This is a genomic window from Pseudonocardia sp. KRD291, from assembly GCF_019263595.1.
GTDB lineage: Bacteria > Actinomycetota > Actinomycetes > Mycobacteriales > Pseudonocardiaceae > Pseudonocardia.
Genome location: NZ_JADQDD010000031.1, coordinates 19965 through 32154, shown reverse-complemented (window position 1 = coordinate 32154; position 12190 = coordinate 19965). Strand labels below are relative to the sequence as shown.

12 protein-coding genes are annotated in these 12190 nt (G+C 74.5%); 5 read left to right on the top strand and 7 right to left on the bottom strand.

Features of this window, described 5'->3' with window-relative positions; translation table 11 throughout:
* Window positions 1-307: 307 nt before the first annotated feature.
* Window positions 308-3637, bottom strand: coding sequence for a carboxyl transferase domain-containing protein (locus tag I4I78_RS07315; protein WP_218610442.1), 3330 nt, complete (start codon window positions 3635-3637; stop codon window positions 308-310).
* Window positions 3638-3814: 177 nt separating this feature from the next.
* Here I4I78_RS07315 and I4I78_RS07310 point away from each other — a divergent pair, with 177 nt between their 5' ends.
* Window positions 3815-4540, top strand: coding sequence for a 2OG-Fe(II) oxygenase (locus I4I78_RS07310; RefSeq protein ID WP_218610441.1), 726 nt, complete (start codon window positions 3815-3817; stop codon window positions 4538-4540).
* Window positions 4541-4573: 33 nt separating this feature from the next.
* Here the strand turns inward: I4I78_RS07310 and I4I78_RS07305 are convergent, their stop codons facing one another.
* From I4I78_RS07305 to I4I78_RS07295, 3 genes are all read right to left on the bottom strand, one after another.
* A complete protein-coding gene (locus I4I78_RS07305; protein WP_218610439.1) occupies window positions 4574-5446 on the bottom strand; it encodes a bifunctional 2-polyprenyl-6-hydroxyphenol methylase/3-demethylubiquinol 3-O-methyltransferase UbiG in 873 nt (290 codons plus the stop codon).
* A gap of 38 nt (window positions 5447-5484) precedes the next feature.
* Complete coding sequence (locus I4I78_RS07300) at window positions 5485-5922, bottom strand: VOC family protein (RefSeq protein ID WP_218610438.1); 438 nt, start codon at window positions 5920-5922, stop codon at window positions 5485-5487.
* Between the two features lie 68 nt (window positions 5923-5990).
* Window positions 5991-6512: a GNAT family N-acetyltransferase gene (locus I4I78_RS07295; RefSeq protein WP_308251957.1), complete on the bottom strand. Its 522-nt coding sequence runs from the start codon at window positions 6510-6512 to the stop codon at window positions 5991-5993.
* A gap of 105 nt (window positions 6513-6617) precedes the next feature.
* Between I4I78_RS07295 and I4I78_RS07290 the strand changes: the two genes are divergently transcribed.
* From I4I78_RS07290 to I4I78_RS07275, 4 genes are all read left to right on the top strand, one after another.
* Complete coding sequence (locus I4I78_RS07290) at window positions 6618-7655, top strand: NAD(P)-dependent alcohol dehydrogenase (protein ID WP_308251956.1); 1038 nt, start codon at window positions 6618-6620, stop codon at window positions 7653-7655.
* A 10-nt stretch (window positions 7656-7665) separates the two neighbouring features.
* Window positions 7666-8295, top strand: coding sequence for a hypothetical protein (locus I4I78_RS07285; protein ID WP_218610437.1), 630 nt, complete (start codon window positions 7666-7668; stop codon window positions 8293-8295).
* A gap of 73 nt (window positions 8296-8368) precedes the next feature.
* The gene (locus I4I78_RS07280; protein WP_308251955.1) at window positions 8369-9358 is read left to right on the top strand and encodes a permease; all 990 of its coding nucleotides are present in this window, start codon (window positions 8369-8371) and stop codon (window positions 9356-9358) included.
* Window positions 9355-10074: a TIGR03943 family protein gene (locus I4I78_RS07275; RefSeq protein WP_218610436.1), complete on the top strand. Its 720-nt coding sequence runs from the start codon at window positions 9355-9357 to the stop codon at window positions 10072-10074. Before I4I78_RS07280 ends, I4I78_RS07275 begins: the two co-directional genes overlap by 4 nt.
* A gap of 92 nt (window positions 10075-10166) precedes the next feature.
* Here the strand turns inward: I4I78_RS07275 and I4I78_RS07270 are convergent, their stop codons facing one another.
* The 3 genes from I4I78_RS07270 to I4I78_RS07260 are packed head-to-tail and all read right to left on the bottom strand — an operon-like array spanning window position 10167 to window position 12183.
* Entirely contained in the window at window positions 10167-10871 is a 705-nt protein-coding gene (locus I4I78_RS07270) for a hypothetical protein (protein ID WP_218610435.1), read from the bottom strand.
* Window positions 10868-11824 carry an ABC transporter ATP-binding protein gene (locus tag I4I78_RS07265; protein ID WP_218610434.1) on the bottom strand — a complete coding sequence of 319 codons (957 nt, stop codon included), beginning with the start codon at window positions 11822-11824 and terminating at the stop codon, window positions 10868-10870. Before I4I78_RS07265 ends, I4I78_RS07270 begins: the two co-directional genes overlap by 4 nt.
* Window positions 11821-12183, bottom strand: a complete 363-nt coding sequence (locus I4I78_RS07260) for a GntR family transcriptional regulator (protein WP_218610433.1) — start codon at window positions 12181-12183, stop codon at window positions 11821-11823. The genes I4I78_RS07265 and I4I78_RS07260 overlap by 4 nt, the downstream gene beginning before the upstream one ends.
* Window positions 12184-12190 lie beyond the last annotated feature (7 nt).

Sequence of the window (12190 nt, the reverse complement as noted above, 5' to 3'; positions counted from 1 at the left end):
GCGTCATCGGCATGGGCCGGCGCCAGGCCGCTCCCGGCCACCGACACCACCCCGGCCGTGAACATCGCGACTCCGGTGATCACCATCCGTCGTGCAACAGCGCGTGCCATGTCCGCTCGACCGCCTCGTTCGCATGAACCATCGGGACGCGAGCGACGCTACGTACGGATGTGACGGTTGAGGTAGGAGTGCCCACCGTTGGTGGTGTGAATTAACCCCGTCGATGTCGTGTCGACCACGTGACGTCATCACGCAGGGCAGGAGAGGACCCCGTCCGGCGATGCGGCGGCCCGGCGGGGTCCCCGGTTCACCAGGTGTCGACGAACGGGCGCACCGTCGGGGCCCGCACTCCGACCGGTGCCGGCGGGAACGACGAGGTGACCCAGCGCCGGGTGTCGGCCGGGTCGATCACGTCGTCGATCTCGAACACCTGGGCGGTGGACAGGGCCTTGCCCTTCTCGTACTCCGCGGCCAGGAGCTCGTCGAACAACGCCTGCCGCCGCTGCGGGTCCTGCACCGCCTCCAGCTCCTTGCGGTACCCGAGCCGGACCGCGCCCTCCAGGCCCATCCCGCCCAGCTCGCCGGTCGGCCAGGACACCGCGAACGCCGCGGCCTTGAGGTCGCCACCGCACATGCTCTGCCCGCCCAGGCCGTAGCACTTGCGGGTGATCACCAGACCGATCGGCACGGACAGGTTCGCGCCGACGACGAACATCCGGCTGAAGTGCCGCACCGTCGCCCGCTGCTCGGACTCGGGCCCGACCATGAAGCCGGGGGTGTCGCACAGGGACAGCACGGGGAGCCCGAACGCGTCGCAGAGCTGCAGGAACCGGGCCGCCTTGTCCGCCGAGTCGGCGTCGATCGCACCGCCGAGGTGCGTCGGGTCGTTCGCGATCAACCCCATCGGACGGCCCTCGACGCGGACCAGCGCGGTGATCATCCCGGCGCCGAAACCGCGTCGCAGCTCCAGCACCGATCCCTCGTCGGCCAGGCCGTGCACCGCCGCGCGCATGTCGTAGACGCGGACCCGGTTCTCCGGGACGACGTGGCGCAGCGCGCGCGGGTCCGGCGCGGTCCAGTCCTCGACGGTGCCCTGGAAGTAGCTCAGATACTGCTTCGCGACGCGGGTCGCCTCCGCCTCGTCGGGCACCAGCACGTCGACGACGCCGTTGCCGACCTGCACCGACATCGGCCCGACCTCGTCCGGGGTGACATCGCCGAGCCCACCGCCCGCGATCATCGCCGGGCCGCCCATCCCCAGGTTCGCACCCTCCACGGCGATGATCACGTCGCAGATCCCGGCCAGCGCGGCGTTGCCGGCGAAGCACCGCCCGGCCACCACGCCGACGAGCGGGACCAGCCCGGAGAGCTTCGCGAACAGCTCGAACGCGGGCACGTCGAGCATCGAGGCCCAGCTGCCGTCGGTGTCGCCGGGCCGCCCGCCACCGCCCTCGGCGTAGACGACGACCGGCAGCCGACGCCGCCGCGCCAGCTCGAAGATCCGGTCCTTCTTCCTGTGGTTGGTGAAGCCCTGGGTGCCGGCGAGCACCGTGTAGTCGTAGGCCACGACGGCCACGCGCGCGTCCTCGTCGCCGACCAGGCCGGCGTTGACGGTCGCGGTGCCGGCGAGCATGCCGTCCGCGGGTGTGCGCTCGACCAGGTCCTCGAGCGAGCGGCGCCCGCGCTGCGCGGCGATGGCCAGCGCGCCGTACTCGACGAACGTGCCGTCGTCGCAGAGGTCGTCGAGGTTCTCCCGTGCGGTGCGCAGACCGGTGCCCCGGCGCTTGGCGACGGCGGCGCCGCGGCGGTCGTCGTGGCCGAGCGCGTGCCGGTCGAGGACCTCGGCGAGGTCCGGCCGGACGTGGTCGAGGTCGACCTCGTCCGCCGTCACGGCGTCGTCGGTGGCGTCGGCGGCCGGGTCGAGGACGGCGAGCACGTCCCCGGCGGCGACGGTCCGGCCCACGGCGGCGCCGAGCGCGCGCACGGTGCCGGTGACCGGGGCGGCGACGACGTGCTCCATCTTCATGGCCTCGAGCACCAGCAGCGCGGTGCCGGCGCGGACCTCGTCCCCCTCGGCGACCTCGACCGTGACGACCGTGCCGGGCAGGTCGGCGCGCAGCGCGGTGGAGCCCTGCGGGACCTCCACCGCGGCGGCCGTCCCGGCCGGGGAGCGCGGCCCGTCGGCGGCACCCGGCGCCGCCTCGACGTAGCGGTGCGGTCGCGGCGTCGCGAGGACGTCGGCGAGGTGGTCGTCGAGGAAGTCGGTGCTCAGCGCTCCGGCGGCGAACGCCGGGTGCGCGACGACCCCGGCCAGGAGGTCCAGGTTCGTCGAGACGCCCTCGACCCGGCACTCGGAGAGCGCGCGGCCGGCGCGGGCGGCCAGCGCCGGGAGATCGGCGGCCCGGTCGTGCACGATCAGCTTCGCCAGCAGCGGGTCGTAACGCAGGCTCGTCCGGTAGCCGGGGTAGCCGGCGCCGTCCACCCGGATCCCGCGCCCGGACGGCAGCTCGTAGGCGCTCAGCGTCCCGGCCGACGGCGTCGTCGTCCCGTCCGGGTTCGTGGTCTCGCAGGTGATCCGCAGCTGCACCGCGCACCCGGCCGGCTGCGGGAACGGTCCGATCTCGGCCAGCGTCGCACCGGCGGCCAGGCGCAGGCCGGTGGCGACCAGGTCGACGCCGGTCACCTCCTCGGTGATCGTGTGCTCGACCTGGATACGGGGGTTGACCTCCAGGAACACGATTCTCTGCCCACTGACGAGAAACTCGACGGTGCCGAGCCCGGAGTAGCGCACCGACTCACCCAGCCGGACCGCCGCGGCGAGCAGCTCCGCGCGGACCGGCTCCGGCAGACCGGGCGCCGGGGCGATCTCGACGATCTTCTGGTGCCGCCGCTGGATCGAGCAGTCCCGCTCGCCCAGCGCCACGACGGCCCCGGTGCCGTCGCCGGCGATCTGCACCTCGACGTGCCGGGCCGGGACCAGCAGCTCCTCGGCGAACACCCGTCCGTCGCCGAACGCCGCGAGCGCCTCGGAGGCGCAGCGGGCGTGCGCGGCGGCGAGCTCGGCCGCGGCGCCCGCTCCGGCGCCGGCGCCGGCCGGGTCCGACTCGGCCGGGGCCCGCGCGGGCACCCGGCGCATCCCCCGGCCGCCACCACCGGCCAGCGCCTTGAGCATCACCGCGCCCGGGGCCGCCAGCGTGGCCCGGAACGCCTCGGCGCCGTCGGCGTCGACCGGCCCGTCGGTGCCGGCGAGCACCGGGAGACCGGCCTCGCGGGCCAACGCGCGGGCGCGGGTCTTGTCGCCGAACGCGTCCAGGATCTGCGGCGGCGGCCCGACGAACGTGACCCCCCGGTCGGCGCAGGCCCGGGCGAACCCGGCGTTCTCGCTCAGGAACCCGTAGCCGGGATGGACGGCGTCGGCACCGGAGGCCGCGGCGGCGCGCAGGACGTCGTCGACGTCGAGGTAGGCCGCGGGCCCGGACCCGGCCAGCGCGACCGCGGTGTCGGCCGCGGCGACGTGCGGGGCCCCGGCGTCGTCGGTGGCGTACACCGCGACCGACCCGACGCCGAGATCGGCGGCGGCACGGGCGACCCGGATGGCGATCTCGCCCCGGTTGGCGATCAGGATGCGGGAGAACACCTGGTCAGAACCCTGTGCGCCGTCGCGGCGCCCTCGCTGCCATGGTCGGCATCCTTCGTCGCCCGCGGCCGCGATGTCAACGACACCCGTCCCGCGGACTCCCACCGACGACCTCGCGTGGCTGCGTCGGGTGGGGGGAGGTGCAACGGATGGGGCCGGGACGGTGTTGGGCCCACCATGACGCGCGCACCGACCACCGACGCCGCCGTCCCCGCCCTGGACGGGCTGGACTGGGCCGACCTGCGACACCGGCTCGACGAGACCGGCACCGCGGTCACCCCTCCGCTGCTGACCCCGCAACAGTGCGCCGAGATCACCGCGATGTTCGACGACGACGCGCGCTTCCGGAACACCGTCGTGATGGCGCGGCACTCCTACGGCATCGGCAGCTACCGCTACTTCGCCGACCCGCTTCCGCCGCTGGTGCAGACGTTGCGCGAGCGGGTCTACCCGCACCTCGCGCGGGTCGCGAACGACTGGGCGGGGCTCCTCGGCGAGCGCACGTTCCCGGAGACCCTCGACGGGCTCGTCGACGAGTGCGCGGCGGCCGGGCAGCACAGGCCGACCCCGCTGGTGGTGCGCTACGGCCCGACCGGGTTCAACTGCCTGCACCAGGACGTCTACGGCGACCTGGTCTTCCCGCTGCAGTTCCTGGTCATGCTCAGCCGCCCGGACGACGACTTCACCGGCGGCGAGAGCGTGTTCGTCGAGCAGCGGCCGCGCATGCAGTCCCGGCCGACGGTGCTGCGCCCGCAGCAGGGCCAGGCGGTCGTGTTCCCGGTCCGGCAACGCCCGCGACGGGGCTCGCGCGGGTACCACCGGGTGCAGATGCGGCACGGGGTCAGCGAGGTGCACACCGGCGAGCGCAACGTGCTCGGCGTCATCTTCCACAACGCCCGCTGAGCACTACGCCCGCTGAACACAGCGCCCGAGGCCCTACACGTCCCAGGTCAGCACGTGCACGTCCTGGACGAACCGGTAGCCCTCGGGCCCGCGGCACCCGGCCAGGTACTCACCCAGCGGGCCGTCGGCCTCCATCCGGCTCAGCGGCACCGAGTCGTCGAACACGCACCGTTGCAGGAACCCCTCGACGACGTCGCGGTCGGTGCTGCCCACCGTGTAGCGCAGCGTCCCCACCGACGGTGTGACGCCCGCGGCCACGAGCGACGCGGCGACCTGCTCGGCACTGGTGAACGGCGTGCCCGCCGGCGAGTGGGCGGCCCGGAACAGCTCCGCGAAACGCAGGTAGTGCGACGTCGTGGTCGCCTGCACCACCGCGCCGAACCCGCCCGGCCGCAGCGCCGCCACCATCCGGGCCACTCCGGCGTCGAGCTCCGACGGCGGGATCGCGTAGAGCGCGTGTGTCGCCCACGCGACGTCGTAGTCGCCGTGGGACGGGTCGAGGTCCTGCAGCCGGACCTCGTGCTCGGCCGCGGGCACGAACGGCGGGCCGAGCACGGAGCGGGCCTCGGCGATCGAGAACGCGGACGGGTCGAGCAGGTCGACCTCGACGGTCGTCCCGGCCAGCGCGTCGGCCAGTCCCCGGCGCATCAGCTCGGCCGGGAACTTCCCGCTGCCGCACGCCACGTCCAGCGCCCGCACCCGGGAGTCGCGGGCCACCCGGCGCAGGTCGGCCGACCAGTTGCGGGCCGCGACCATCTGCCGGTAGTCCTCCGAGGCCAGCGCGTAGAAGGCCTCCATCCCGGCCCGGCCCTGTTCGGCCCAGTGCGCCAGGCTGCGCTCGTAGGTGTCGGGCTGCTCGGCTCCGGAGCCGAGCGTGCCGGACGGAGTGCCTGGGGTCGGGCTCATGCGTGTTCGCTCCCGGTCGGGGTAGGTCGCGGCGCCGGTCACCCGGTCGGGAAGTAGATGAACTCCAGGGCGATGCCGTCCGGGTCCTGGAACTCCAGGGCCGCGTAGGTGGTGGGCTCGGTCCGGTCGCGGACCCCGTCGTGGACGACGCCGAGCGTGTCCAGCCAGGCCGCCCAGCCGTCCAGCGTCGCGCGGTCCGCGACGCCGAACGCGAGGTGGTCCAGCGCGTTGCGGGCCCGGTCCGGTGCGCTCCCCGCCGCGTCGTGGTGCAGCTCGATCATCACCCCGGTCGCGGTGTCGAGCAGCAGCGCCGCCTTGCCGTCGCCGGAGTCCTCGCCGTGGTGCGGGAACGTCACCGGGAGCCGCTGCAGGCCGAGCACCCGCTGGTACCAGGTCGCGCTGGCCTCCACGTCGGACACGATGGCCGACACGTGGTGGAAGCCGGTGACCGCCGGCCGTTCGATGCCCGAGCCCATCGGCGCCCTTCTCGTCGTCGATCGGCCATCGGCAGCCGTGCGGGGAGCGCTGACGTGACCGGAGACAGTCAATCACCACCGGCGGGTGCGCTGTCCAGCGTCCCGCCGCCCAGGATCCGGGGCGGGGCCAGGCGGGCGTGCACATCGTCGCCGTCCGTGCTCAGCTCGGCACCCAGGGTCCGGAGCAGCCGGAGCGCCGCGGCGTTGCCGCTCGTCGTCTCCGCGACGAGCTCCCGGCCACCGGCCCGTGCCGCCAGCAGGTGCACGACCCGTCCCCCGACGCCGCGCCCGCGCCACGGGCGGGCCAGCCAGATCCCGATCTCGACGCCGTCCGCGACCGGCTCCAGCCGGGCCGCGCCCGCCGCCCGGCCGTCGGCGAGCACCACGAACGTGCGCTCCACCGGCGTCGCCGTCGCCAGCGAACGCCGGCGGTGGAACGCCCGGAACTCCGCGCGCTGGGCGGCGGTCCAGCCCCGCTCGCCGGGCAGCGGAGCCATCACCTCGGCCGGGTCGGCGCCGTCGACGGCGGCCGCGAGCAGGTCGTCGAGGGTGGACTCGTCGAGGTCGGCGAGCGCGACGTCCGGGAGCACCGCCGCATCATGGCCCTCCCCGGACGGCGGACGCGACGCGGATACCGCCCGCGCGCCGCCCGGCGGGCGTGGCGCGATCCCGACCGGGCTGGCAGTGTCCTGCGGGTGTCCGGAGCGGTCAGCGGGGTCCCCGAGTCGATGCGGTGCAGCGTGCTGCGCGCCGCGGGCGAGCTGGAGGTCCAGCAGCGCGCGGTCCCCCGGCCCGCGCCCGGCGAGGTGCTGGTGCGGGTCGGCGCCGTGGGGACCTGCGGGTCGGACGTGCACTACTTCACGCACGGGCGGATCGGCCAGTTCGTGGTCCGCGAGCCGCTGGTGCTCGGGCACGAGCCGTCCGGCCGGGTCGTCGCCGTCGGGACCGGGGTGGAGGCCTCCCGGATCGGGCAGCGGGTCTCGATCGAGCCGGGCGTGCCCTGCCGTCGCTGCCGGTACTGCCACCGCGGCGAGTACAACCTCTGTCCGGACATCGCGTTCTTCGCGACCCCGCCGGTCGACGGCGCGTTCAGCGAGTACGTGACGATCGCCGACGACTTCGCCCACCCCGTCCCGGACTCCGTCTCCGACGACGCGGCGGCGTTGCTGGAGCCGCTCTCGGTGGCGATCTGGGCGAACCGCAAGGCCGGCACCGGGCTCGGCTCGCGGGTGCTCGTGGCCGGCGCCGGGCCGATCGGGCTGCTGGTCGCGCAGGTGGCGCGGGTGCTCGGCGCCGCGCAGGTCGTGGTCACCGACCTCGACGCCCGGCGGCGCGCGAGCGCCCTGGAGCACGGCGCCACCGACGTCCTCGACCCGCGCGACGGCGACCCGGCCGGCCGCGGCGTCGACGCCGACGTGTTCGTCGACTGTTCCGGTGCCCCGGCCGCGGTGACCGCCGGGATCGGAGCCGTCCGCGCGGGCGGCACGGTGGTCCTGGTCGGGATGGGCGCCGACGAGATGACGCTGCCGGTGGCGTCGCTGCAGTCCCGGGAGATCACGCTGACCGGCACGTTCCGCTACGCCGACACCTGGCCGACCGCGGTCGAGCTCGCCGCGTCCGGAGCGGTGGACCTGGACCGCCTGGTGACCGCGCACGTGGACCTCGACCACGTCGGCGACGCCCTGTCCCCGGACCCCGCAGCAGCCCACATCAAGATCGTCGTCACGCCCTGAGCCGGAACTCGTGAACCAGGACGAGCGCGCGCCGCACGTGATGGTTCACCAGTGGCCCGACGGGGCGGGTCGGCGGATCCGGGTGGACCGCAGCGGCGGGTGGGCCGCGGCGGTCGGCGCCCTGGTCCGGGCGGCGGAGCCGGGGGCGGCCGGGAACCGGCTGGTCACCGTGGACGGGTTCTCCGGGGCCGGGAAGTCGACGCTGGCCGGGCACCTGGCCCGGTCCCTGCACGCCCCGCTGATCACGCTCGAGGAGATCTACCCCGGCTGGGACGGCCTCGCGCGGACCCCCGCGCTCGCCCGGCGGTGGATCGGGGACCCGCTCGCCACCGGCTCGATGCTGCGCCGGCGGACCTGGGACTGGGACCGCGACGCCCCCGGACCGTGGCGCTCGACGGACCCCGCGCCGGTCGTGGTGCTGGAGGGCTGCGGCGCCGGGGCCCGGGTACTGACCCCGGTGACGAGCCTGGCCGTCTGGGTCGACACCCCCGCCGAGCAGCGGGAACGACGGTTGCGCGCGCGGGAGGACTGGACCGGGTACGCGCCGTTCCGGGCCCGCTGGTCGACCCAGGAGCAGGCCCTCGCCGCCGCGGAGCGCACGGCCGAACGCGCCGACGTGGTCCTGGACAACAGCCCGTAGCCACCGATCGCGTTCGGGAACGGATTCGTGATCCGTCCGTGGGGCGGGTCGGCCCGGTGCCACGATCCCCGCCGTGACGACCGCCGTCCGGCCCCGTCCGGGGGCCACCTCGCTGCACGTGTTCTGCGCGGTGCTGCTCGCCGCCGTGCTGGCCCGGTCCCTGATCGCCGACGCGTTCGACGCGCCCGCCCTGCGCACCGCGGCGACCGTGTTCGTCGCCGTCTGCCTGCAGGCCCTGCCGTTCCTGGTGCTCGGGGTTCTGCTGTCCGGGCTGATCGCCGGTTTCGTCTCACCGGTGGTGCTGCGCCGGGTGCTGCCGGCCCGGACGGCGGTCGCGGTGCCGGTCGCCGGGGCCGCGGCGATGGTGCTGCCCGGCTGCGAGTGCGCGTCGGTGCCGGTCGCGCGGCGGCTGATCGGGCAGGGCGCGCCGGAGGCGGCCGCGCTGACGTTCCTGCTCGCCGCACCGGCGGTGAACCCGGTGGTGCTGGTGGCGACGGCCACGGCGTTCCCGGACGCTCCGGAGATGGTGGGCGCACGGTTCCTCGGCTCCCTGACGACCGCGTGCGCGATGGGGTGGCTCTGGCAGCGGGCCGGTCGCAGCGAGTGGATCACCCGGCGGCTCGCTCCGGCACCGGCCGGCACCGGGAAGGCCCGATGGGCGGTGGTGGCCGAGACGGCGCGGGCGGACCTCGTCTCGGCCGGGGCGTTCCTGGTCGTCGGCGCCGTGGCCGCGGCCGCGCTGCGCGTGCTGGTGCCACCGCAGTGGCTGGACGCGCTGGCCGGACGGATGCTGCTCGGCATCGCCGTGATGGCGGTGCTGGCCGTGCTGCTGTCGTTGTGCAGCGAGGCGGACGCGTTCGTCGCGGCGTCGCTGGCGATGCTGCCGCTGCTGCCCCGGCTGGTGTTCCTGGTCGTCGGCCCGGCGGTGGACCTGAAGCTGGTCGCGCTGCAGGCCGGGACGTTCGGGCGCGCGTTCGCGGTGCGCTTCGCCCCGGCCACGTTCGCCGTCGCCGTGACGGCGGGCGTCGGCGCCGGCCTGCTGGTCTTCGGCGGCCTCCGATGAGGCGCGACACCCAGCACGCGCTGCTGCTGGTGCTCGGCGGGGTGATGCTCCGGGTCTGCGTCGACGACTCGGTGCTGCGCTACGTCCGCCCCGGCCACCGGTGGCTGCTGGTCGCGGCCGGGACGGCGGCGGTCGGCCTGGCCGTCGTCGGCGCGGTGCGCGACCTGCGCGGGCGCACCCACGCCGCGGACGACGACCACGCCCACGACCGGTCGCACGCCCCGTGGCTGCTGCTCCTGCCGGTGCTGGTGATCGCGCTCGTCGCGCCGCCCGCGCTCGGTGCCGACGCGGTGAACCGGACGAGCGGGGGCACCGTCCGCAGCGGTGACCTCTACCCGCCGCTGCCGGGCGGGACGCTCGCGCTCGGCCTCGGCGACGTCGTCGACCGGGCGGTGTGGGACGACTCGCGCTCGGTGGCCGGACGCGAGGTCGTGGTCACCGGCTTCCTCGCCCGCCACCGCGGCGACGTCGTGCTCGCCCGGATGCGGATCAGCTGCTGCGCCGCCGACGCCCGCCCGTCGATGCTGCGCCTGCGCGGCACGGCACCGGAGGGCCCGCTCCCGGACGGCCCGCTCCCGGACGGCGGGGAACGCTGGCTACAGGTCCGCGGCACGGTCGTGCCCGGCACCGGCAACGTCGCCGACCGCTACGTCCCGGACCTGACGATCTCCGCACTCACACCGGTCCCGGCGCCGTCCGACCCCTACGAGAGCTAGACACGACGAGGACCCGGCCACCCCCCGTCGGAGGCCGGGTCCTCGTCCCCTTGCGGCGGCCGGGTGTCTCCCCCACACCACGGCCGCGTGTCCTACGGCGTCGCGCGACGCACCAGGAGGAAGCCCCCGGCGGCCGCGAGCGCCACCACCACCAGCGGGTAGGCCCCCACCAGCACGAGGTCCGGTGTGGTGGTGAAGAACTCGCCGACCGCGCCCCACCACTGCTGCCACGTGATCAGTGCGACCAGGCCGCCCAGTACGAGCATCGAGGCGATGCCGCCTGCGTAGATCCCGACCTGACCCCAGCGCCGGAACACGGTGCCGACCAGCAGGCCCAGGAAGCCCAGCGCCATCAACGGCACGGCGTAGGCGACGACCTGCAGCACCGGGTTGGGCTGCACCATGAACGGGACCCCGAAGAAGCGCAGGGCCAGGCCCCATCCGCCGGTCGCCTGCTCCAGCGCGAGCATGATCGTCAACAGCACCCCGTGCAGCACCGACTCCAGGACGACGACCAGGGAGGCTCCGAGGTAGAAGTTCCGGCGGGTGACGCCCAGGCTCAGCGCGAACGGGAACGTCTGGGTCATCGTCTGCAGGTAGGCCGCGGCCATGAAGAAGTACAACGCCGCGAGCGCGCCGGTCGTCCCGTCGTCGCCGTCGTCGGTGTTGGCCCGGATCAGGCCGTAGATCAGCAGGTTGACCAGGAACGCCGCCGCCAGGATGAGCCAGGGCATCCCCAGTCTCGTCCTCGCGTCCACCACGTTGAGCCGGGCCGCGGTCAGCACGCGGTTGTTCATGACAGCACCTTCCGGTTCGTGGACCCGGCGACGGCCAGGTCGGCGCCGGGCCCGCCGACGTTGCTCTGGGTGGTGCGCACGACGAGCTGCTGCAGCGAGACCGGCTCGAACTCGATCCCCTGCGCGCTCAGTGCCGGTTGCGGCGTCACGCCGGACAGCGTGACCCGCAGGAACCCGCCCAGCTGCTCGCGGTGCAGCTCGGTGTGCCCGGCCGCGAACGACTCGACGGCCTGCGCCGGACCGGTCACGGTGACCGCGCGGCCGCGCAGCACCTCGGCGTCCTCGTCGATCAGGATGCGGCCCTTGTCGATCAGGACGACGTGCTCGATCAGCTCCGAGACCTCGTCGATCAGGTGCGTGGACAGCACGACCGTGCGCGGGTGCTCGGCGTAGTCGGCGAGGAGCCGGTCGTAGAACAGCTGCCGGGCGACGGCGTCGAGACCGAGGTAGGGCTCGTCGAAGAACGTCAGCGGGGCGCGCGAGGCCAGGCCGATGATCACTCCGACCGCGGAGAGCTGGCCGCGCGAGAGCTTCTTGATGGGCCGCTTGCGCGGGACCGCGAACTCCTCGACCAGGGACTCGGCGAACGCGGCGTCCCAGTTCGGGTACACCATCGCGGCGGCCGACAGCGCGTGGTGGAGGCGGTAGTTGTCCGGGTACTTGAGCGCCTCCCGGATGAAGCAGGTGCGGCTCAGCACACCGGCGTTCTCGTAGGGCTGCTCGCCGAAGACCTCGATCACACCCGCCGTCGCGAAGTTCTGCGCGGTCAGCAGCTGCATCATCGTGGTCTTGCCCGCCCCGTTGCGACCGAGCAGGCCGTGGATCATGTTCGCCTCCAGCGCGACGCTCACGTCGTCCAGCGCGGTGAAGCTGCCGTAGCGCTTGGTGACGCCACGCATCTCGATCACGTTGTCGATGCTCGTTCCGCCTGCGCCCGTCTCGTGCGCACTCATTCCTCGTCCCCCCAGACGTCGATCATCTTCTTGAGCTGCTCCGGGTCGATCCCGAGCTTCCCGGCCTCGGTGACCAGCGGAGCGATGTACTGCCGGCCGAAGTCCTCCCGGCGGCTCTCCAGCAGCCGGGTCCGTGCCCCCTCCGCCACGAACATCCCGATCCCTCGTCTCTTGTAGAGCACCCCGTCGGCCACCAGCTGGTTCACACCCTTGGCTGCGGTGGCCGGGTTGATGCGGTGGAAGGCGGCCAGCTCGTTGGTCGAGGGCACCTGCGACTCCTCCGGGTACGTCCCGTCGACGACCGACGTGGCGATCTGCTCGGCGATCTGGAGGAACAGCGGGCGCCCGTCGTCCTTCACGGCAACC

Bases quoted from the DNA above. Each gene is read 5' to 3' on its own strand.
- I4I78_RS07310 (WP_218610441.1), top strand. From the start codon at position 3,815: ATGACGCGCGCACCGACCACCGACGCCGCCGTCCCCGCCCTGGACGGG.
- I4I78_RS07305 (WP_218610439.1), bottom strand. From the start codon at position 5,446: ATGAGCCCGACCCCAGGCACTCCGTCCGGCACGCTCGGCTCCGGAGCC.
- I4I78_RS07300 (WP_218610438.1), bottom strand. From the start codon at position 5,922: ATGGGCTCGGGCATCGAACGGCCGGCGGTCACCGGCTTCCACCACGTG.
- I4I78_RS07275 (WP_218610436.1), top strand. From the start codon at position 9,355: ATGAGGCGCGACACCCAGCACGCGCTGCTGCTGGTGCTCGGCGGGGTG.
- I4I78_RS07270 (WP_218610435.1), bottom strand. From the start codon at position 10,871: ATGAACAACCGCGTGCTGACCGCGGCCCGGCTCAACGTGGTGGACGCG.
- I4I78_RS07265 (WP_218610434.1), bottom strand. From the start codon at position 11,824: ATGAGTGCGCACGAGACGGGCGCAGGCGGAACGAGCATCGACAACGTG.